Annotated in this window: 19 protein-coding genes and 1 pseudogene; 10 read left to right on the top strand and 10 right to left on the bottom strand. The window is 72.2% G+C overall.

The window, feature by feature from the left end:
- Positions 1 to 533: 533 nt before the first annotated feature.
- The 7 genes from C2L59_RS20805 to C2L59_RS20775 all read left to right on the top strand — a co-directional run bounded on the left by C2L59_RS20805 (position 534) and on the right by C2L59_RS20775 (position 7,559).
- On the top strand, positions 534 to 1,316 hold the full coding sequence (locus C2L59_RS20805; protein WP_004562351.1) for an IclR family transcriptional regulator: 783 nt from the start codon (positions 534 to 536) through the stop codon (positions 1,314 to 1,316).
- A gap of 25 nt (positions 1,317 to 1,341) precedes the next feature.
- Complete coding sequence (locus C2L59_RS20800; protein WP_103351168.1) at positions 1,342 to 3,030, top strand: L-lactate permease; 1,689 nt, start codon at positions 1,342 to 1,344, stop codon at positions 3,028 to 3,030.
- A 317-nt stretch (positions 3,031 to 3,347) separates the two neighbouring features.
- Positions 3,348 to 3,713: a lactococcin 972 family bacteriocin gene (locus tag C2L59_RS20795; RefSeq protein ID WP_199199172.1), complete on the top strand. Its 366-nt coding sequence runs from the start codon at positions 3,348 to 3,350 to the stop codon at positions 3,711 to 3,713.
- Positions 3,714 to 3,882: 169 nt separating this feature from the next.
- Positions 3,883 to 4,869, top strand: coding sequence for a hypothetical protein (locus tag C2L59_RS20790; protein ID WP_103351167.1), 987 nt, complete (start codon positions 3,883 to 3,885; stop codon positions 4,867 to 4,869).
- Positions 4,866 to 6,179 carry a hypothetical protein gene (locus C2L59_RS20785; RefSeq protein ID WP_103351166.1) on the top strand — a complete coding sequence of 438 codons (1,314 nt, stop codon included), beginning with the start codon at positions 4,866 to 4,868 and terminating at the stop codon, positions 6,177 to 6,179. Before C2L59_RS20790 ends, C2L59_RS20785 begins: the two co-directional genes overlap by 4 nt.
- The gene (locus tag C2L59_RS20780; protein WP_199199171.1) at positions 6,179 to 6,838 is read left to right on the top strand and encodes an ABC transporter ATP-binding protein; all 660 of its coding nucleotides are present in this window, start codon (positions 6,179 to 6,181) and stop codon (positions 6,836 to 6,838) included. Before C2L59_RS20785 ends, C2L59_RS20780 begins: the two co-directional genes overlap by 1 nt.
- Before the next feature lie 169 nt (positions 6,839 to 7,007).
- Positions 7,008 to 7,559: an HD family hydrolase gene (locus C2L59_RS20775; RefSeq protein WP_103351165.1), complete on the top strand. Its 552-nt coding sequence runs from the start codon at positions 7,008 to 7,010 to the stop codon at positions 7,557 to 7,559.
- Here the strand turns inward: C2L59_RS20775 and C2L59_RS20770 are convergent.
- The 3 genes from C2L59_RS20770 to C2L59_RS20760 are packed head-to-tail and all read right to left on the bottom strand — an operon-like array spanning position 7,556 to position 9,636.
- On the bottom strand, positions 7,556 to 8,821 hold the full coding sequence (locus C2L59_RS20770) for an RNA polymerase sigma factor (protein ID WP_103351164.1): 1,266 nt from the start codon (positions 8,819 to 8,821) through the stop codon (positions 7,556 to 7,558). The two genes, C2L59_RS20775 and C2L59_RS20770, sit on opposite strands and share 4 nt — an antisense overlap.
- A 39-nt stretch (positions 8,822 to 8,860) precedes the next feature.
- Positions 8,861 to 9,211, bottom strand: a complete 351-nt coding sequence (locus tag C2L59_RS20765) for a YciI family protein (RefSeq protein ID WP_103351163.1) — start codon at positions 9,209 to 9,211, stop codon at positions 8,861 to 8,863.
- A complete protein-coding gene (locus C2L59_RS20760) occupies positions 9,211 to 9,636 on the bottom strand; it encodes a YciI family protein (RefSeq protein WP_103351162.1) in 426 nt (141 codons plus the stop codon). Before C2L59_RS20760 ends, C2L59_RS20765 begins: the two co-directional genes overlap by 1 nt.
- Before the next feature lie 145 nt (positions 9,637 to 9,781).
- On the opposite strand from C2L59_RS20760, the gene C2L59_RS20755 reads away from it, so the two are divergent.
- The 3 genes and pseudogenes from C2L59_RS20755 (at position 9,782) to C2L59_RS20745 (ending at position 12,196) form a co-directional block, all read left to right on the top strand.
- Positions 9,782 to 10,765 carry a small ribosomal subunit Rsm22 family protein gene (locus C2L59_RS20755; protein WP_103351161.1) on the top strand — a complete coding sequence of 328 codons (984 nt, stop codon included), beginning with the start codon at positions 9,782 to 9,784 and terminating at the stop codon, positions 10,763 to 10,765.
- Between the two features lie 21 nt (positions 10,766 to 10,786).
- A complete protein-coding gene (locus C2L59_RS20750; protein WP_103351160.1) occupies positions 10,787 to 11,362 on the top strand; it encodes a dihydrofolate reductase family protein in 576 nt (191 codons plus the stop codon).
- 120 nt (positions 11,363 to 11,482) lie between these two features.
- Positions 11,483 to 12,196, top strand: a pseudogene (locus C2L59_RS20745) (leucine zipper domain-containing protein).
- Here C2L59_RS20745 and C2L59_RS20740 read toward each other — a convergent pair.
- The 7 genes from C2L59_RS20740 to C2L59_RS20700 all read right to left on the bottom strand — a co-directional run bounded on the left by C2L59_RS20740 (position 12,193) and on the right by C2L59_RS20700 (position 20,262).
- Positions 12,193 to 13,029 carry a maleylpyruvate isomerase N-terminal domain-containing protein gene (locus tag C2L59_RS20740; RefSeq protein ID WP_103351159.1) on the bottom strand — a complete coding sequence of 279 codons (837 nt, stop codon included), beginning with the start codon at positions 13,027 to 13,029 and terminating at the stop codon, positions 12,193 to 12,195. The pseudogene C2L59_RS20745 and the gene C2L59_RS20740 overlap by 4 nt on opposite strands.
- A 716-nt stretch (positions 13,030 to 13,745) precedes the next feature.
- Complete coding sequence (locus C2L59_RS20725) at positions 13,746 to 14,318, bottom strand: DUF4232 domain-containing protein (RefSeq protein ID WP_103351157.1); 573 nt, start codon at positions 14,316 to 14,318, stop codon at positions 13,746 to 13,748.
- A gap of 20 nt (positions 14,319 to 14,338) precedes the next feature.
- On the bottom strand, positions 14,339 to 14,827 hold the full coding sequence (locus tag C2L59_RS20720; RefSeq protein ID WP_103351169.1) for a DUF4232 domain-containing protein: 489 nt from the start codon (positions 14,825 to 14,827) through the stop codon (positions 14,339 to 14,341).
- Between the two features lie 131 nt (positions 14,828 to 14,958).
- On the bottom strand, positions 14,959 to 17,505 hold the full coding sequence (locus C2L59_RS20715; RefSeq protein ID WP_103351156.1) for a CHAT domain-containing tetratricopeptide repeat protein: 2,547 nt from the start codon (positions 17,503 to 17,505) through the stop codon (positions 14,959 to 14,961).
- A 74-nt stretch (positions 17,506 to 17,579) separates the two neighbouring features.
- Positions 17,580 to 18,065, bottom strand: a complete 486-nt coding sequence (locus tag C2L59_RS20710; protein WP_103351155.1) for a hypothetical protein — start codon at positions 18,063 to 18,065, stop codon at positions 17,580 to 17,582.
- Positions 18,062 to 18,637: a sigma-70 family RNA polymerase sigma factor gene (locus C2L59_RS20705; RefSeq protein WP_103351154.1), complete on the bottom strand. Its 576-nt coding sequence runs from the start codon at positions 18,635 to 18,637 to the stop codon at positions 18,062 to 18,064. The genes C2L59_RS20710 and C2L59_RS20705 overlap by 4 nt, the downstream gene beginning before the upstream one ends.
- Complete coding sequence (locus C2L59_RS20700; protein ID WP_103351153.1) at positions 18,634 to 20,262, bottom strand: S8 family serine peptidase; 1,629 nt, start codon at positions 20,260 to 20,262, stop codon at positions 18,634 to 18,636. Before C2L59_RS20700 ends, C2L59_RS20705 begins: the two co-directional genes overlap by 4 nt.
- Positions 20,263 to 20,442 lie beyond the last annotated feature (180 nt).

The raw sequence follows: 20,442 nt of genomic DNA, 5'->3' as shown, positions 1-20,442 counted from the left end.
CCCCGGCCCCCGGCCCCCGGCCCGAACAACGGTCACCAGCCGGCTCCGGATGCGCCACTTCCCACCGACTTCACCCACCGGCCGCCGCACGGGGCGGATCGCTGGAGCCGTCGCAGGCACGCCGTCGGATGCCCGCCGCGAGACTCGCCACCTGCCGGCCGCCGGAAACCGCCCTCCTCCCGCGGGGGCGCCCCCCGGGTCCAGCGTATCGGCGACGGCCGACAACAACCGCGAAAGAACACCGGCCGACGCCCCTTTGTCCACATTGCCCGCCCCCTGTGGACATCTCACCCGCCCATTCACACATCTGAACCCACCCCCTCGAACCCGTCGAACTCCGCCCTCAACACCAGCGCAACCGCCATAGGTAGGAAACTTAACCATCGGATGTTGAACCAATTAGCATCCACAACTACTCGCATTGTTGCGAGTCATTCCAAGATCTTCCCCAGATACATCGGAGGTGTTACCGTCCAACCCCAGCCAGCGGAAAGGCGTACCGCTGAGCGGGAATCTGTCCAACGGAGGGCAACGTGGGACCGGAGCGCGGGCTGGAACAAAGCGGGACTCTCGAACGCGGACTCGCCGTGCTGGAGCACGTCGGACGGCACCAGGAGATTTCCACCAATGCGATCGCGCGGCAACTCGGGCTTTCCCGCAGCGCCGCCTACCGGATCGTCGGCACCCTGAAGAACCTCGAGTACCTCGAAGCCGACCAGGTCACCGGGCGGGTTCGGCTCGGGACGCGGCTCGTCGAACTCGGTGCGCGGGCGATGGCCGCCACCGATCTGCACCGGTGTGCTCCCCGGTACCTCGCGTCGCTCGCCGAACGGTCCGGGGAGACCACCTACCTCGCCGTTCCGGACAACGACACCATGGTCTACGTCGCCACCGAACGCAGTGCCAGTGCCGTCACCCTCGCCTGCCGGCTGGGGACCCGGCGGCCGCAGCACGCCACCTCGCTCGGGAAAGCCTGGCTCGCCGCGCTGCCCGAGGCCGATCGGCTCGAACGGGTGCGGCGGATGAAGCTCGATCCCCTGACCCTCAAGACCATCAGCGATCCGCACCGGCTGCTCGACGAGCTCGCCAAGACCAGCCGCCGCGGGTGGGCGATCGACGAGGTCGAAAACGAGCCCGATGTCGGGTGCGTGGCCGCCGCCGTGCGGGACCACTCCGGGCGGCCGATCGCCGCCATCAGCATCGCCGGGCCCGCTCCCCGGGTGCTGCGCCGGCTCGACGAGCTCGGGGCCTCCGTCGCCGGGACCGCCGCCGCCCTTTCCCTCCGGCTCGGGTACGTCCGGGGCCGGCCGGCCTGAGCACACACCGGCGAAGGAGCCGATCGTGACGTGGATCCAGGACTACCAGCCGGCCGGCGGACTCTGGGTGTCCGCGCTGCTCGCCGCACTGCCGATCATCGTGCTGCTGGTCTCGCTCGGCGTGCTCCGCTTCTCCGCGCACCTCTCGGCGGCCCTCGCGCTCGTCACCGCGCTCGGCGTCGCCCTGCTGCTGTACCGCATGCCGGCCGCGCTCGCCTTCGACTCCGCGGCGATGGGTGTCGTGTTCGGGCTGTGGTCGGTGGCCTGGATCGCCTTCCACGCCGTGTACTTCCACAACGTCACCGTCGCAACCGGCCGGTTTGACGCGATCAAGCGCGTGCTCGCCGGGTTCAGCGAAGACCGGCGGCTGCAGGCGCTGCTCATCGCGTTCGGCTTCGGGGCGCTGCTCGAAGGCGTCGCGGGCGGCGGTTCGCCGATCGCGATCACCGCGGCGATGATGGCCGCGCTCGGGTTCCCGCCGGTGAAGGCCGTCGTGCTGGCGCTGCTGGCGAACACCGCGCCGGTGGCGTTCGGCGGGCTGGGGAACCCGCTGATCGTGCTCGGCCGGCTGACCGCGCCGATCATGCACCTCAAGCAGGACCAGGCGACCGAGCTGTTCTCGGCGGCGGTCGGGCGCCAGGTCCCGGTGCTGGCGCTGATCATCCCGGCGTTCCTGGTCGTGGTCCTGGCCGGCTGGAAGCGCATGCTCGAGGTGTGGCCGGCCGTGCTGACCGCCGGGCTCGCCTTCGCGGCCATGCAGTTCGTCGCGTCGAACTACCTCAGCGCCAGTCTCGTCGACGTCCTCGCCGCGCTCACCGCGATGGCCACGCTCTGGATCCTGACCCGGTTCTGGCAGCCGGCGACGGTGTGGCGTTTCGACGGCGAGGAAGCGCCCGCGGTCAAGAGCCTCGGCGCCGCACAGGCCGAACGCGGCGCGCTGTACGCGTGGATGCCCTACATCATCCTGATCCTGGCCATCTTCCTGTCGCGGATCGGCACGATCTTCAAGAACCTCCCCGTCTGGCTCGACCTGACCAAGCTGCTGCACAAGGCGGACTGGATCTTCGCGTGGCCCGGCCTGCACAACCACGTCGTGCAGCACCCGCCGATCACCGCGAAGGACACGCCGTACGCGGCGACGCTGACCATCGACTTCCTGTTCTCGCCGGGCACGATCGCCCTGGTCGCGGCGGTCGTCGCCGGGTTCGCGATGGGCGGCCGGGCGGGGCTGCTGCTCAAGACCTACCGCGAAACGCTGGTTCAGATGCGCTGGGCGCTGGCGACGATCTTCATGATCCTGGCCATCGCGTTCGTGATGAACTACTCGGGCGCGACGCAGACGCTGGGCCTGGCGCTGGCGACGACCGGCGTGGTCTTCCCGCTGTTCTCGGCGTACATCGGCTGGCTCGGCGTGTTCCTGACCGGTTCGGACGCGTCGACGAACAGCCTCTTCGGCCCGATGCAGGTGATTTCGGCGCAGCAGCTGAACCTCAACCCGATCCTGGCGGGCGCGACGAACACCTCCGGTGGCGTGATGGGCAAGATGATCTCGCCGCAGAACCTGTCGATCGGCGCGACGGCGATCGGGCAGAGCGGCAAGGAAGGCTCGCTGCTGCGGCAGACGTTCCTGTGGTCGCTGCTGCTGACCGCGGTGGTCGGGGTGATCTCCCTGCTCCAGGCGACGATCCTGACGGCGATGATCCCGTCGCCCTGAACCACGATTTCCGCAGCGCACGCGACGATTTCGTCGCTTTTACCGGGCAGGAAAGCAGCCTCTCTTACCGAGCGGAATCAAATCGTCCGCTCGTTACGACATCCGAGTGAAGGTGCCGACACGTCGCTTGTTCGATCGTGCGCGCATTGCTACGTTCACGGTGGCGACTCACGGAGAGTCACCTTCCGGGGGGAATACTTCTTTTTTCGGCGGCGACGCGCGTAGTGGATTCACCGCGTGGGCGCACGCCGGTTTTCGGGTGGACTTCCCGGGCTGCACGGATTGCCGGAACAAACCTATTGGGGAGTAGGTCAATCATGTCCACTTTCATGGTCAAAGCCGTCAAGACGGCTTCGGTCGCTTCGCTCGCCCTGTTCATGACCGCCGGGGTGGCCACGGTCGCGCAGGCGGCACCGGCCCGGACCGGCACGACCGCCGCGCCCGCGACGGTCCTGTCCTGCTCGAACGTCGGCGGCGGCACCTGGTGCCAGGGCACCCAGCCCGACGGCGTGCTCAAGCAGTGCTACTCGAACTACGTCCACAACAGCAACTACCACAGCGCGACCGCGGCGATGGCGGGCGGCACCAGCAAGCGGTACGCCAACCCGGGCTACTGGGCCAACGCCGCCGTCACGGCCGGCTGGGCGTACACGTGCTACACGTACTACAACCCGAACGCCTGATTCGTGGTGAGTTAGCGCGGTGAACCGGTATCGGGACCGCGGAAATGCGGTCCCGATACCGGCGTCGCCCGGCGGGAATCGAGCCGGGTAATCCACGGAAAACGTCCCGGAAACCGGGGGTGGCTGCGTTGGCAGCGAGTACCGTGCGTGACGAAGAAGGTGGAGACCGGTGCGGCTGACCCTCGTCGTCCTATTTCTGGCCACTCTGCTCGCCATTCCCGTGGTCGTGCTGGCCGACGCGGTCTTCGATCGGGAATCGCAGAGCGAGACGGCCGCGTACCGCGTCGGCACGCCGTTCGTCTGGCCGGAGCACCCGCGGGCGGCGGACCCCGGGACGGCGTTGCGCGTGCTCGGCGAAGCGGCGACGGCGACCGGGACGAACGTGCTGCGCACCACCGTGAGCGCGCCGGGGTCCGGGCCGGAACGCATCCGGACCTACGTCCTCATGGGGCGTCCCCGCACCGCGCTGTTCGACGGGTTCACGCTGGCCGAAGGACGCTGGCTGAGCGCGGCCGAATCACGCGGCGGCACGGCGACCGTCTCCTCGGCGCGTCGCGGCGAGCGGGACAACGTGGGCGTGCCCGCCGTCTTCGGCCACCGGTACGAGCTCACGTTCGCCCCGCTGCGGCAGGCGTTCGACGCCCTGCCCACCGCGGGCCGGTACGTGGTCGAGTCGCCGGACGCCGCGGACACCGGCCGGTTCCTCGCCGTCGTGCACCAGCGGCTGGTCGAAGCCGGCGTCGAGGACCTGGCCCTCGCGGACCTCACGCCCGCGAACGTCCCGGCGCCCGTCGAAACCGGCGGGTACCTGGAGGTGCTGGCGTACGTCTTGGCCGGCCTGGCCACCCTGGTGATCGCGTTCCTCCTGCTGCGCGAAGGCAAGCGCATCGGCGTGCTGCTGCTGTCCGGGTTCCCGGCGACGCGGATCTGGTACGAGGTCGTGGGGCGGTTGCAGCTCGGCGCGTTCGCGGCCGGGCTGGGCCTGTGCACGATCGTCTCGCTCACCGTGCCCGGGGTGGACCCGTTGCTGCTGCGTTCGCTCGCCGTCACCCTCGGCCAGGTGACGGTGGCCGGGTTCGCGGCCACCGCGGTCGTCGGGCTGCTCATCATCCACCGCGTCCGGATTTCCGACCTGATCAAAGGAAGCCTGCAGTGAACGATCGGATGCGCCGCCGTCCGGCCTTCGGCCCGGCGATCGCGCTGCCCGCGGTGGTGAAGACCGTCTGCGGGGTGGTGCTGGCCGTGCTGGCCGTCGTCGTGTGGCAACAGTCCGCCGACCTGGGCACGCGGCTGGATTCGCTGGCCCCGTGGGAAAAGGTCCAGAACTACGCGATCTTCTACCCGCGGCTGGTCGGGGACGACCAGCAGGAGCTGGAAACCGGCGGCAACGCCTCGACGGTCGCCGAGGCACGCGGCCTGTACCCCGTCCTGGACGCGCAGGGCGCCCTCTACGTCGACTCCGTCAACTACCAGACCGGCGCGCCGAACGACCCGTCGTCGCCCTGGCCGGTGCCGCCGATCCGGGTGAACGGCAACTACCTCGCGCAGTACCCGGTGCTCGACGACACCGGGAAGCGGATCGAGGTCGCCGCCACCGAACCGGCCTGGGTGGTCCTCGTGCCCGAGCGGTTCAAGCCGCGGGAAGCGCAGCTCAGGGAGCTGTTCCGGAGCACGCGGACCGGGGGCGGCGGCACCACCGGCGCGGCCCAGGCGGAGGCGCGGATCGCCGGGGAAAAGGCGCCGCCGCGGTTCACCGACCAGGACGTCCGGATCGTCTGGCTGGCGTCCGGCCAGCAGGTGTTCAGCTTCGACCCCAAGGTCGCCCCCGAGCACGGGAACCTGATCACCGACCCCATCATCGAGGTGATGACACCGGCGAACAGCCTGCCGGTGGACCGGCTGAACTCGATCACCGGCGGCCTGGACACCGGGTTGAAGGTCCGCGTCGACGGCGATCCCGCGGCCGTGCTCGCCCGGCTCTCCCCGCTGCTGCGGCAGCTCAAGCTCGACGACAACCTGCGGTACCTGGTGAGCGTGCACGACGCCATGGGCACCCAGGTCACCGAGCTGCGCGGCGCGATGACGCAGGCCGTCGCGTTCGGGGGCGGCGCGCTGCTCGTCCTGCTCGCGCTGACGGCGACGATGGTGGTCATCGGCTCCGACCGGCTGCGACGGCGGCTCACCGTCCGCCGGCTGCACGGCATCGGGTTCACCCGGTCCTACCGGGAACTGCTTTTCCTGACCGGGGGGACGTGGCTGGTGCAGAGCCTCGTCGCCGCGGCCGTGGTGGTGTGGCTGGGCGGGCAGCAGATGTCGGTGCCCGGTGTCGAGGTGAACGAGTACGCCCAGCTGCCGAAGCTGCCGGCGGTGGCGCTCGCCGCGCTGGCGGCCGAGGTCCTGTTCGTGGTCGTGACCGCCCGCGTCGTGGAACGCCGGAACGCGGTCAAGCGATTGAAGGAGCTGTAGTGGTGGAATTCTGTTGCGAGCTCCGGGAAGTACGCAAGCAGTACGGCGAGCGCCGGGTCCTGGACGGCTTCTCCCTCGGCGTCGAACCGGGCGAGTTCGTCGCGCTGACCGGGGCGAGCGGGGCGGGGAAGTCCACGGTCCTCAACCTCTTCGGGTTGCTGGACGCACCCGGCTCCGGCGCGGTCCGGGTGCTCGGCCGCGCGGCGCCGGGGCCGCACACGCGCGCGGCGAACCGCCTTCGCCGGTCGCACCTGGGGTACCTGTTCCAGAACTTCGCCCTCATCGACAGCGAGTCGGTGGCCCACAACCTCGGCATCGCCCTCACGTACGCGGACCGCGGCGTCCCGAAGCGGGAACGCATCGCCGACGCGCTCGAGCGGGTCGGGCTGCCGGGCGCGGAGCACCGCAAGATCCATTCCCTGTCCGGGGGCGAGCAGCAGCGGATCGCGGTGGCGCGGCTGCTGCTCAAGCCGTGCGACATCGTCCTGGCGGACGAACCGACCGGCTCCCTCGACACCGAGAACCGCGACATCGTGCTCGCGCTGCTGCGCGAACTGAACAAAGCGGGCAAGACCATCATCGTCGCAACGCACGACGACGCGGTGGCGCGCAACTGTTCGCGGGTGATCGAGGTGGCCGGGCACGTCCTGGCCGGCTGACCGCCACGGGCCGGGCCGGCTCGGCTGCGAGCCGGCGATCCCGACGCGATCACCCGGGTAGGTGGTCCGGGCCGGCGAACACTCAACGCCGCCACAGCGCACCCGGCGGCAACCCACCCACCAGCCGTCTTCACCCGGCCCGATGGTCACGTGCACCTAGGCTGGCGGCATGAGTGAGGCACTGGCGTCCTTCGGTTACGAGCTCGGGCTGCTCAAGCGCGTCCGGCGGGCGGGGTGGTGGCACGCGGGGGTCCGGGATCCGGAATCGGTCGGCGAGCACAGCCTGCGGGCGGCTCAGCTGGCGGCGTTGCTCGCGGTGGAGGAGGGCGCGTCGCCGGAGCGGGCGGCTTTCCTGGCCCTGTGGCACGACACGCAGGAGACCCGCACGGGCGACCTGCCCCTGACCGCCGGTGACTACCTGCGCAAGCCGGAGCCGCGGCAGATCACCGCCGACCAGACGGCCGCGCTGCCGCCGCGTTCGCGGGCGCTGGTGCGCGAGGCCGTCGACGAGTACGAGACCCGCGAGTCGGCGGAGGCGTTGTGCGCCAAGGACGCGGACAAGCTGGAGATGCTGCTGCAGGCGCTGGAATACCGGGACATCGGCGTGCGGCCGGTCGGTGAGTGGATCGAATCGGCGCGGAAGGGGCTCAAGACGGAGACCGCGCGGAAGATCGCCGAGGCGGCGTTGACGTTGTCGCCGCTCGCCTGGCGGGAGTACTAGCGGCTCGCCGCCGTCGCGCGGTCCAGCAGCAACGCTCGCTCGCGGGAGTTCTCCGTCAGGTCCGCCGCCCGGCGGAACTCCTGCTCGGCCTCCTCGAGCCGGCCCAGTTTCTGCAGCAGGTCCCCGCGGACGCTGGGCAGCAGGTGGTAGTCCTTCAACGCCGGCTCTTCGGCGACCGCGTCCACGACCGCCAAGCCCGCCGCCGGGCCGTACGCCATCGACACCGCGACCCCGCGGTTCAGCTCGATCACCGGGGAGGGCTGGAGCCGGCCGAGGCCCTCGTAGAGCGCCGCGATGCGCACCCAGTCCGTTTCCTCGGCCGTGCGGGCGCGGGCGTGGCAGGCCGCGATCGCCGCCTGCGCGGAGTACGGGCCGTACGCGCCCTCGGCGATCTCCTCGGACAGCGTCAACGCCGCGAGGCCGTGCTGGATCAGGAAGCGGTCCCAGCGGGAGCGGTCCTGGTCCAGCAGCAGCACCGGCTCGCCGTTCGGGCCGGTGCGGGCCTTCGCGCGGGACGCCTGGAGCTCCATCAGCGCGATCAGGCCGTGGACCTCGGACTCGCCCGGCATCAGGCCGGCCAGCACGCGGCCGAGCCGCATCGCCTCGTCACACAGCGCCGGGCGCATCCAGTCGTCGCCACGGGTGGCCGAATAGCCCTCGTTGAACACCAGGTAGATGACCTCGAGCACGGACGACAGCCGGGCGACGCGCTCGTCGCCCTCCGGCACCTCGAACGGCACCTTCGCCGCCGAGAGGGCCTTCTTCGCCCGGACGATCCGCTGGGCGATCGTCGATTCGCGGACCAGGAAGGCGCGGGCGATCTCGTCGGTGGTCAGGCCGCCGAGCATGCGCAGCGTCAGCGCCACCCGGGCCTGCGTGTTCAGCACCGGGTGGCAGGCGACGAACAGCAGGCGGAGGACGTCGTCCTCGATGTGGTCGTCGAGCGCCGCGTCGAAGTCGGGCCGCACGCCGTCGCCCAGGCGCTGGTCGCGCCCGACTTCCTCGAGCTTCTCCGCGTACCGCTCGTTGCGGCGGAACTGGTCGACCGCGCGGCGCTTGGCGATGGTCATCAGCCACGCGCCGGGGTTGCGGGGCACCCCGGACTCCGGCCACTGCTCCAGCGCCGCGACCAGCGCGTCCTGCGCCAGTTCCTCGGCCAGGCCGACGTCACCGCGGGCCATCCGGGCCAGGCCCGCGATGAGCCGCGGCGACTCGATCCGCCAGACCGTTTCGACCGTTCTCCGGGTGTCCGCAACCGTCACCCGGCCATCAGACAGGGTGTTCCCGCGCGGTGCAAGCCGCTACTCGCTGATCGGGCGGATCTCCAGCACGCCGCTCTGCTCGCCGAGGCAGGGAACCTGTCTCATCAGCGCGACGACGTCGTCCAGTGACTCGCCGTTCAGCACCCAGAACCCGGCGACCAGTTCCTTCGTCTCCGCGAAGGGCCCGTCGATGACCTTCGGCTCGACATCGCCGTCGAAGACGACGCGCGCGCCTTCCGCGCTCGACGTCAGTCCCTCGGTGAACACGATCCGGCCCTCGTCGAACAGCCGCTCGTTGAACCGCGCCATCTCGGCCAGCTCCTCGGAGCTGGGCTGGAAGGCCGGCGCCTCGGACGCCGGGCTGGCCTTGACCATCACGAGGAACCGCATCACGCCTGCCCGGCGCTCTCCGCGCGGAGCCGGCCCTCCAGGGCTTCGACCTCGGGCGTCATGTTCTCGAAGTCGGCCGCCTCGGCGACGCGCCGGATCTCGACCTCGCCGGCCTGGCCGTCGGGGTTGGGCATCCGCTTGATCCACTCGATGCACTCTTCGCGATCACGGCACTGCAGGATCCAGAAGCCGCCGACGAGCTCCTTGGTCTCGGCGAACGGGCCGTCGACGACCTTGGGCTCTTCGGTGCCCGAGAAGACGACCCGCGCGCCCTGCGAGCTCGGAGTCAGGCCTTCGCCGGCGAGCAGGATGCCGGCCTTGACCATCTCCTCGTTGAACTTCCCCATCTGCTCCAGCAGCTCGGCGCTGGGGCCCTGGCCCGCCTCGGAGTCCTCGTTCGTCTTGACGATGACCATGAACCGCATCGCGGTCTCCCTTCGTTGCCTTTGCCTACGCGTCGAACGGCCGGGCGCCGGATCGACCGCCGGCGCCGAAAAACTTCCCGGGCGGAAAACTAGCAGCTCAGGGCCGGTCCGGGCGGGCAATCCGGACAGGGCAGAATCGACAGCCGTGGCCGTTCTCCCCGACGATCTTTCCGCCGCGCTCGACGACGAGCTGGCCCGGCACCCCGTGGCCCGGCTGACGCAGTCCGTCGACCGGCTCAGCACGCGTTACCGCCAAGGTGACGCCGCGACTTCGCCGATCCTGAACTCCGAAGCCGACGTCGCCGCGTACGCGGGCTACCGGATGCCGGCGACTTACGCCGCGGTACACGCTGTGCTCGCCGAAGCCGCTTCACGCGCTCCCGGCTTCGAGCCGCGTACGCAGATCGACGTCGGCGGCGGCACGGGTGCCGCGGTGTGGGCGGCCGCGCGGGTGTGGCCGTCGCTGGCGAAGTGCACGGTGCTGGAGCAGGTCGCCGGCGCGATCGGCCTCGGCAAGCGGCTCGCCGCGGGCGCGGGGCTCGCGGCCGTCCGGGACGCGGAGTGGCGGCGCGGGTTCGTCGACCCGGCCGCGCCGGCCCCGGAGGCGGACCTCGTCACGCTGTCGTACGTGCTCGGGGAGCTGCCGGACGCGGGCCGCGCCGACGTCGTGCGCTGGCTGGCGGCGAAGGCCGGGGCGGTGGCGCTGATCGAGCCGGGCACGCCGGCGGGCTACGAGCGGATCCGGCTGGCGCGGGCCCAGCTGATCGACCTCGGCCGGCACGTCGTCGCGCCGTGCCCGCACGACGCGGGGTGCCCGATCGTCCCGGGCGAGGACTGGTGCCACTTTTCCGCGCGGCTCCCGCGCTCGGGCCTGCACCGGAAGCTGAAGGCGGGCACGCTCGGGTTCGAGGACGAGAAGTTCGCGTACGTCGTCGCGGCGCGGACGGCACCGGAGCGGCCGGACGCGCGGATCATCCGGCACCCGAAGAAGCACAAGGGCTGGGTCGCGCTCGACCTGTGCACGGCGTCCGAAGGGCTGAAGGCAGGTGTAGCAATCTCGAAGAAGCAGGGCCCGCGATATCGCGCGGCCCGGGACGCCGAGTGGGGCGACGGCTGGTCGTCCCCCTGATTCGGTGGCAGGGTGACGGCCATGGGGAGAGTCATCGCGGAAATCAGCATGTCGGCGGACGGCATCGTGGCCGGGCCGGACACCAGCTCCGAGCACCGCCTCGGCAAGGACGGCGACCTGCTGCACGAGTGGTTGTTCGAGGGCACGGACGCCGAACGCGAAGTCGGGGCGAAGCTGTTCGACGGCGCGGGCGCGTTCGTGGTCGGCCGCTCGATGTTCGACGTCGGCGTCGACCCCTGGGGCGACGACGGCACGTTCAAGAAGCCGGTGTTCGTCGTGACGAACCGCCCGCACGAACCGGTGGTGAAGGGCCCGACGACGTTCACGTTCGTCACCGGCGGCCCGGAAGCCGCACTACAGCAGGCAAAAGCGGCGGCGGGCGCGGAGAACGTCGTCCTGATGGGCGGCGGCACGACCCTGCGGCAGTTCCTGCGCGCGGGACTGGTCGACGAGCTGAGGCTGCACGTGGTCCCGCTGCTGTTCGGCGCGGGAGTCCGGCTGTTCGACGCCGAGGTGAGCGAGCACGTGCGGCTGGAGCGCACGGCCGTGCGGGAGACACCGAACGCGACGCACCTGACGTTCCGCGTGCTGAACTAGGTGTACCGCCCGGGGAGGTTGCGATCGTGGTGACACGTGATCGGATGATCTTGTTGTGAGGGAGGGTCTCCGGGTTCGGTGTGGATTGCGACATCTGCACCGACTGTCCTGGAGGCCCTCGTGGCCCACGCCAACGCACCCCTGACCCCGACCGGCAGACTGCGCCTGGCCCGTTGCGTGGTCGAGGACGGCTGGCCGCTGCGACGAGCCGCGGAACGGTTCCAGGTGTCGGTCTCCACCGCCGCCCGCTACCGCGACCTCGGCGAAGCCGGCATGGCCGACCGGTCCAGCCGCCCGCGCACCAGCCCGGCCCGGACACCGACGCGGACCGAGCGGCGAGTCATCAAGGTCCCGGTGACCCGCCGGTGGGGACCCGCACGGATCGCCTCCCTGCTCGGCCTCAACCCCTTCCACGGTGCACCGGATCCTGTCCCGCTACCGGCTGGCCCGGCTGACTCACCCGGACCGGGCCACCGCCACCCCGGTCCGCCGCTACGAACACCCCGCGCCCGGTGACCTGGTCCACGTGGACATCAAGAAGCTGGGCAACATCCCCGACGGCGGCGGCCACAAAGTCCTCGGCCGTGCCGCCGGCCGCCGCAACCGCGGGCAACGCGGTCACGGCTACGCCCACCTGCACAACGCCGTCGACGACCACAGCAGGCTGGCCTACACCGAAATCCATGCCGCGCCCTGCCCTACCGCACCGACACCGAACGACGCCACGCCCTGCCAGACTGGCTGCACACCTACAACCATCACCGCGGACACACCGCACTCGCAGGCCACCCACCCGCCAGCCGCGTCCCCAACCTCCCCGGGCAGTACAACTAGGGCATCCGGACCGTCCGCAGGAACTCCGGCAGCAGCCACGGCCGCGGGCCGCTGATTCGTACGCCGCCGAGCAGGGTTGCGCGGAGGCGGGAAATGCGGCCGAACATCATCGGGACCAGGATCGCCGGGTCGAACCGGAGGCGGATGTCCGCCGTGCCGTTCGGGGGTTCCAGGCGTAGCCGGCCGTGCTGGAGGGCCAGTACCGCCGGGGTCGTGTACGCCGACCGGAACTCCACCGCGATGCGGCGGGGCGACGGTGTTGCGTCGTCGAGGAGGTGGCCCATGTCGTTGCGGACCATGCCGAACAGGAACAGCTCCAGGAACAGGGCCTCCAGGCGGGCCGGGATGCGCCACGGCCGGCCGGTGGCGCGGGCGATGTCGAGGCCGTGCACCAGCAGCTCGTTGACCAGGTGCGCCAGGACGCCGGCCACCGGGACGCGGGATCCGCCCAGCCACCACACCGGCTTCTCCGGGTCGAGGTCCGCGCTGACGAGCAGCACCTCCGCGATGTCCGTGCGCAGCCGCTCCGCCAGCCGGAGCGGGTCGCGTTCCGGGTACAGCCGCAGACCCAGCGCGTTCATCCGGGCGATCGAGTCCACGCTCACCGCGTCGATCGGGTCTTCGAGGCCCGGCAGCGGGAGCGGGCCGCCGTCGCCGCGGATCATCGCCGTGTACATCAGCGCGATCATCCCGACGTGCGACGCCGTTTCCGCGATCGACCACTCGCCCAGCGACCGCGCGTGCGGGTCCGGCACGCCGGTCAGCAGGTCCGCGAACCGGCCGCCGACCTCGGGCAGGGCCGCGCGCACCGATTCCCACTGTTCGACCGTCACGGCTTCCGACGCTAACCCGCCCCGGCACCGTCCCGGATCTCCGAAGGTGCGGTTGTCTTCGGCGCACGGCCCGGATCCTGCCCCGGTCGACCCGGTGGCGGGTCGCCCGCTTCGCCGCCCTCGCGTCGGCGCTCGTGCTCGGCCTCGGGTCGTACTGGTTCGTCGACACGCTGCAGCACCCTGCTCGCGCCCGCAGACGGCCGGCTGCTCGATCGGCAGCGCGAAGAATCGTCCAGCCGTTCGGCCTCGGCGACCAGCGCTACCGCATCGCGCGGACGCCCGGCGGTTCGGCGGATTCAGGCGCTACCTGCCGGTGTGCGCGGTGGTCGCCGGGCTCGGGTCGCCGGCGCTGCAGGCGGCGCACCTGACCAGCGGCGTCTGGACGGCGCGACCGTGCTGGCGTCCAACCGGCTGGCCCCGCGGCTGACGTCCCGCTGCACGGTGCTGTTCTTCGACGGCGGCATCGGCGAGCGGCCGGAGCGGGTGGTCGACGACGCTCGCGACGAAGGCCGCGGCGCTGGCGGAGCCGGAAGACACGGGGTACCGGCGAGCCGACGGGACGGACGCCGTCGTGCTGCTCCACCGTGAGCAGGGAACTCGCAGCGGTAACCGGCCAGTCGGGGGGCGTGCCGGCCGGTTACCGCCGCACCGAGGAAGAGGGAACCCCACGCCGGGAATGACGCGTGGCCCCACGCTTCACTCGATCGAGTGAAGGACTAGGCCGGATCGGCCAAGATGCCGTTGACGTACGTGCCCGGGTGGGTCGCCGCGTCCTGACGGAGAACCGGCAGGTCGGAGGGCCACTCGACGGTCAGCGGCCGGGTCTGGGCCGGTGGGATGGTGACCAGCTTCCCCGGCGTCCAGGACGCGCCGCCCTCCGCCGGGGTCAGCACCGTAACGGTCGCCGAGGCCGTCGTCCCGGGGGTCACCTCGTTGGCCTGGACGCCGTTGTCGATGCGCGGCAGGTGGTAGACCGGGCCGAACGCCGGGTCGTCCGGGCCGGTCAGGTCGACGCCCGGCACGCCGTGCAGGGCGCACGTGTGGTCCGAGACGTTCCGGTAGGTCAGGGGCACGTCGAACTGCCCCGGCGCGTCGCTCTTCTGGACCGGCTTGCCCAGCGAGGCGGCCAGGTCCGCCGTGGTGCAGCGCGGCGTGGCCGTCGAAGCTCCGGCGACCCCGCCGCCCACGGGTGCGCCGCCCCCGGCCGGCGTCGCCGCGGCCGACGTGCCGCACGCGGCCAGCGCGAACGCCCCCGCCGCCGTGCCGAGCCCGAGCAAGATCCGCTTCACGTGGCTTCCCCTCCCGGAGTTCAGTTGCCGACCGGCGTGACGACGACGGTGCGGCCCTTCAGCGGCGCCCCCGCGGGCCACGCGACGCTCACCGGCTGGCCGTACGGGCCGGTCGGCAGGTCGAACGTGACGAAGTCCGGCGTGGCCGGCGCGGCGGCCGAGCGCTGCACGATCCGGGACACCGCCGGGTGGCCCTCGCGCAGGTTCACCGGCAGCGCCTCGCTGCCGTCCGGCGTCGCGGTGACCGGCAGCCGCTGCCCGCCGGCCAGGAAGGACACCGCCGTGGGCGCGCCCTCGAGCTTGCAGTTCGTGGACGGCGAAGCCGCGGTGTAGGTGAGCACGTAAGCCTCGTGCCCGGCCGCGTTGGACGGGTCCGGCGCAACGGTCACCCGAACGTCCGAAGCCGCGCAGGGGTGATCGCTCGGCATGGCGTTGGCCGTCCCGCCGGCCAGGACCAGCCCGCCGGCCAGCAGCCCCCCGGTGATCAACGCGGTACCAGTGCGGTTCATGGTCATCCTCCCGTGTTCCGTGATCGACTGGACTCACCGGGAAGGATGCCCACCAGCCCGGTGGGGATGCGCCGGGATGCGATCGATCACCACAAAGCAACCCGCAGGACCGCCGGACGTCGGAAAGGGAGTCAGCTGCGGCCGAAGCAGACGAACGGCATCAGCGGTTCGGCCTGCGCCGCGTCGGCGAGAGCGCGCGCCGGGGGCGTGCCCACCGACAGCGCCTTGTGGAACGCCAGCATCACGCCGCCCGCGGTCCGGTCGTCGACCCGCGCCACGCTCGAAACCACCGTGCGGCTGCCGCCGTAGAGCAGCGCCGCGGTGAACCCGAGGACCTCGTCGCCCGCGCGGACCACCGTCTGGCCGACGTCGCACGAGGACAGCACCACCTGCTCCGGCGCCGTCGCGAGCTGCTGGACGTCGTAGGCCATCAGCGGCCCGTCGGCCAGGTTGAGCCGGGAGAACAGCACGTTTTCCCGCTCGTGGTGGCCGTGCGCGGCGAAGTGGGCCAGGCGGCAGCCGTCGAACGCCTTGAGCGTGGCCGCGACCGTGGCGTCCGGGCCGGTCAGCACCTCGGCGTCCGGGTACAGCGACGCCAGCCGGGCGACCTCCGCGTCGGCGTGGGTCAGATCGGAGCCCGCGACGAGCAGCGGCGCCCCGGTCGCCCGGCCGGCCCGGTGGCCCGCGTCGAGCCAGGCCGACGACGACGGCGTGACCGTCACCGGGCGGCCGCGCAACGTCGGCAGCAGCCCCCACGGGATCGCCGAAAGGGCGCCGGTCGGCACCACGACGACGTCGAGGTCGCCGAGCCGGGGAGCCAGCGGGGCCAGCAGGATTCCGTCCAGCGCGGTCACCTGCGTCCGCACCGACCGGCGGATGACCTGGTCCAGCTGCGGCGGCAGCTGGCGCCCGCACAACGCGTCGAGGTCGCTGTGGAGCCGCGCGACCGGCTCGGCGACGGCCGGCGCCGGGCCGAGCTCGATCAGCGCCACCCGGTGGTTCGCGATGACCTGCGCGCACAACGCGCCGCGGTCGGCGAGGAAGCAGACCATCGCGCTGCCGGTCGCGGCGAGCTCGTCGCCGACCTCGCGCAGCTTCGCTTCCGAGTGCTCGACGTCCACGCCTTCGGCCTGCCAGCCCTTGGCGCGGATTTCCCGTTCCAGCGCGGCACAGCGCTTCACGGCCTGGGTGTCCGGCTTCCCGGACAGCTCGCCCGCGCGGATCTGCATCGAGAGGAAGCGCAGCTCGGCGACGGCGTCGACGGTCTCGGGGTGCGCCGGCGGGCGCACCGGCCGGAACCGGAACGCCTGCGCGCGCGACCGGTCGAGCCAGCGGAACACCACGCCGGGCGAGCGCTGGGCGAGCGCGGCGGCGAGACCGGCGTCGGCGAGTTCCTTGCCCAGTGACGTCGTCCCGGTCTGCAGGTCGACGCTGCCGAACCGGCTGCGGTGCCGCTGCAGCTGCGCGAGCCCGGCCCGCGCGTTGGCGAAGGTCACCCGCCGGTGGCCGCTCGCGGCACCGAGTTCGGCCAGCGCGAGCCGTCGCACGAGGCGGTTTTCCAGCGGCGCGGTCCGGCGGTCGCGCAGGGCGATCCCGGCGCGGGCACCGTCGAGGTCACCGAGCGCGATCCGGGCCCTGGCGGCCAGCAGCGCGGCGATTTCCGCGTCGTTGCGCAGGCCCAGGCCGGTGAGCCGGCCGGCGAGCGCGGTCGCCTCCGCGCCGACGCGGGCGATCCGCCGCCCGGCCGCGAAGTCCGCGCGCAGCACGGTCAGCTGCGCCACCGCCGCCCAGGTTTCGTTGCCCCGGCGGCGAAACCGGCGTTCGGCCCGGCCGGCCCAGCTACGCGCGGCGGCCGGGTCACCGCTCGCCAGCGCGGCCAGCGCCCGGGTCAGTTCGGCTTCGGCGTGCTCCTGGTTCATCCGCAGCCGCGGGAACTGCTCCAGCGCCGCGTCCAGTTCGGCGGCGGCCTCGTGCGGCAGCCCGGCGGCGAGCAGCGCCCGCGCCTTGTCGACGGCCAGCACCGGCAGCATCCCGACGCTCTGTTCGGCGTAGAACCCGCTCGCCGCGTCGAAGTCCCGCAGGGCGCCCGGGATGTCACCGGTGAGCACCCGCGCCTGGCCGCGGCCGTGCGCGGCCTTGGCGAAGATCCGCGCCAGGCCGTCTTCTTCGCGTTGCCCGGCCCCGATCTGCTCGCACTGGTCGAGATCGGCGAGCGCGAGCCGCACGCGGCCGGCGTACTGGTGCAGCATGGCGCGGTTGAGCAGCGTCCGGGCGAGCACGACGAACTCGCCGGCCTGCCGCAGCAGCGGGATGGCCTCGTCGAAGCAGGTCAGCGCCTCGTCCATCCGGCCGATCAGGATGAGCACGAGCCCGCGTTGCTGGCGCAGGATCCCGCGCCCGGCGTCGGAGACGAGCACGTCGGCCGCATCGAGCAGGGCAAGCCCGCGGGCGCTGTTGCCCAGCGCGGTTTCGACGGCCGCGTACGTGCCGAGGACGCGCGTGGCGAGGTCCGGCCAGGCGGGCCACTCCGGCGGCGGTTCCGTCGCGGGCAGGCCGAGCAGCCGCGCGGCCGAGCGGATCAGCCGGCCGCCGACGACCGGCTGGCCGTCGTTGGTCGCCGCGACCGCACGCCGGTGCAGCTCGCGGACCCGGTCTTCGACCTTCGGGGACGCGACCACAGGCTGCCCTTTCGGCCGGGGAAGAACGCCCCGGATAGTACCTCCGGGTCAGAGGTACCAGGCAGCTTCGGAACTTACAGTTCGATGGCCGGTGTGCTCACCGTCCTCGTCCGGCCGAGCGTCCGCACGAGGACCTGCACCATCCCGTGCGGTACGCCGCTCACCGCGAAGCGGCCCTCCTCGTCCGAGGTCGTCGTCAGGGGGCCGTTCGCGGTGCGGACCTCGATCGGGTGCTCGGCCGGTGGGGTGAGCCAGCCGTCCAGGCGGATCGTTGCGCCCGGCTCCGGGCTCACGTTCACCATGATCGTCAAGCTTTCGCTGTCGAACGTGATGAGGCGGCCCTGCTCGGCGGCGCTGCGGGTGACCGCGAGCGCCTCCTGCTCGCGGATGCGCATCACTTCCAGGTCGACGTCCTCCAGCTGGATCGCGAACCGGATCTGGTCCACCAGCGTGGCGGGCATCGGGTCAGCGTCTTCCCACAGCTCGCGCACGCCGGCCAGCAGCCGGAAGTCGAGCTCGTCCAAGGGCTCGTCGGCGCCTGGTGGTTCGACGGTGGTCACAGCCAATCTCCTTCGCCGTTGGCGAGTAGCTGCTCGCGCAGGCGCGCGAGGCAGCGTCCCCTGGTCGGGCCGATACTCCCCCTCGGCATACCCAGCCGGGCGCCGACTTCGGCGTAGTCCGGCCGGTGCACGAACGCCACGATCCGCAGCAGGCTGCGGCAGCGTTCGGGCAGGTTGTCGACCGCGCGCCACAACCGCGCGCGCTGGTCGTCGCGCAGCACCCCCTCCTCGGGTGCCGGCGATGCTTCGGTCAGCCGCTCCGGGAGCTCCGGCAGCGGCCGTTCGACCTGGCGGCGTTCCCCCGTGCGCCAGGCCTCCCGCTTGGTGACGGTGATCAGCCAGCCGGTCAGCGCGACCGGCGTGCGGATCTCCGCGAACGAGCCGAGCAGCCGCAGCCACGCCGTCTGCACGACGTCACCCGCCTGGTCGGCGTCGAGGCCCTGGTCACGCGCCACCTGCCAGAGCAGCGGCGTGAGCAGGGCGACCAGCTCGTCCAGCGCCGCGCGGTCGCCCTCCCGCGCGGCGCCGAACAGGGCCGCCACCCGGCCGTGGTCGGTCTTGGCCACGTTCACAGCGAGCCCAGCGCGGTCCAGGCCCGCTTGACGACGGTTTCGCGGTCGACCGTGGCGAGGTCCCCGGACTGCAGCAGCGCCTTGCCGAGCTCGGCCGCGGCGAGCGGCGCGGCGAAGGACGTGCCGTCCCAGACCGCGAAGCCGGCGCTGTAGTCGTCGGGGTCAAAGGAGTTGCGGCCGAAACCGGGCACCTCGTGGTCGGCGGCCGCGGTGCCGCGGACGTCGGTCGGGTACGTGCTGACGACGCCGGCGCCGGTCGCCCAGCAGCGCACCCACGGGCCTTCGTTGGAGAACAGCGCCTTGCTCGCGGCGACGTCGGGGTTGAGCGCGCCGACGCTGATCACCTGCGGGCCGCAGCCGGGCCCGAGCGGCTGGTCGGCGAAGGCCGCCGGGTAGAACCGGCGCGTGGTGGCGTCGTTGCCCGCGGCCGCGACGACGAGCACGCCGAGGCCGAGCAGCTCCGCGATCGCCGAGCCGAACTGGCCGGTGAAGGCGATGTCCGCCGGGTCCTCGACGTAGTAGCCCATCGAGATCGAGACGATGTCCACCAGGTCCTGCGGGCGGTTGTTCGCCTGCGCGTTCCGGACGCGGTCGGCGAGCAGGTGCAGCGCGAGCAGCACGTCGGCCTCGTAGGCGACGCCGTCGCTGTGCACGACCCGGATGGCCAGCGTGTCGGCCTCCGGGCAGGCCTGCCGGATGATGCCGGCGATGAACGTGCCGTGCCCGGTGTCGGTGTCGACGTCGCCGATCAGGGGCTGGCCGGTCGACGGCGCGTCCCAATAACCGTCGAGCAGCTGGGTGGGCACCGTGCCGGAGCCGAGCTCGGCCTGCAGGATCGCGGCCTGGATGTCCGGGGCGACGGCGAGCCCGGAGCCGGCGGCGGGCGGGCCCGAGCGGTCGGGCAGCCCGAACCACGGGTGCGGGCCGATGCCGGTGTCGAGCACCGCGATCACCGGACGGCGGTGGGCGGGCTTTTCGCTGCGGTACGGCGGCGCCGCGGACAGCGCCACCGGGATCCGGTTGGCGCCGTGGGTGCGTCCGTAGGAGCTGCCCGCGCCGAACCCGCTGGTCTCCCAGGGCGTGCCGCCGAGGCCGCTGGTCTCCCACGGCACCCCGCCGAACACCGGCGTCGTGAACAGCAGGTGCTCGACCGACATCTCGCGGACGATCTCCGGGTCCAGCTCCGGCTGCTGCCCCGCGGCCGCCGACCGCAGCAGCTGCAGCGCCTTCCAGCAGTCGACGACGACCGGGTCGGCGTCCTCGCGCACGTGCAGCAGGGCGCGGACCGGCAAGTCGTCGAGCTGCCGGGCGCGGGCGAACTCCTTGCTGTCCCCGCCGCGGTCGGCCGGGGCCGCGTACAGGCCGATCCGGGCGAGCACGCGGTTGATCGCCGACAGCGTCTCCGGGTCGCGCAGGTACCGCTGCGGCAGGAGGAACACGCCCGGCCGGTACACCGTCGTGCGCGGGGCCGGCAGCCCGGCCGCGACGACGGCCGTGGCCGGGTCCAGCACGCGGGCGCCGTGCCGGTCGAGCAACTGCCTCGGCGGGGCCGGGAGCTCGTTGAGCGTGCTCGCGTCCTCCGTCGCTGTTTCCGCGGTCTCGTCCCGCACGAACCTGACGACCATCGGGTCCACCCTCCTGCTGCCTCTGCCCCCGCCATTGATCACCGCCGGCACCCGGGAAAGACCCGTGGGCCGCCACTGGGATACGACACGGACATCACGAATGCATAACAGCGACGGCAAACGGGTGAAGACGTATCTGGCGCCCCCGGCTCACCCACTTGGCCCTCCGGACGTCACGAA

Origin of the sequence: Amycolatopsis sp. CA-128772 (genome assembly GCF_002904295.1) — a bacterium.
Taxonomy (GTDB): Bacteria; Actinomycetota; Actinomycetes; order Mycobacteriales; family Pseudonocardiaceae; genus Amycolatopsis.
The sequence above is the reverse complement of the archived record's forward strand: the minus strand, read 5'-3'. Positions and strand labels throughout refer to the sequence as shown.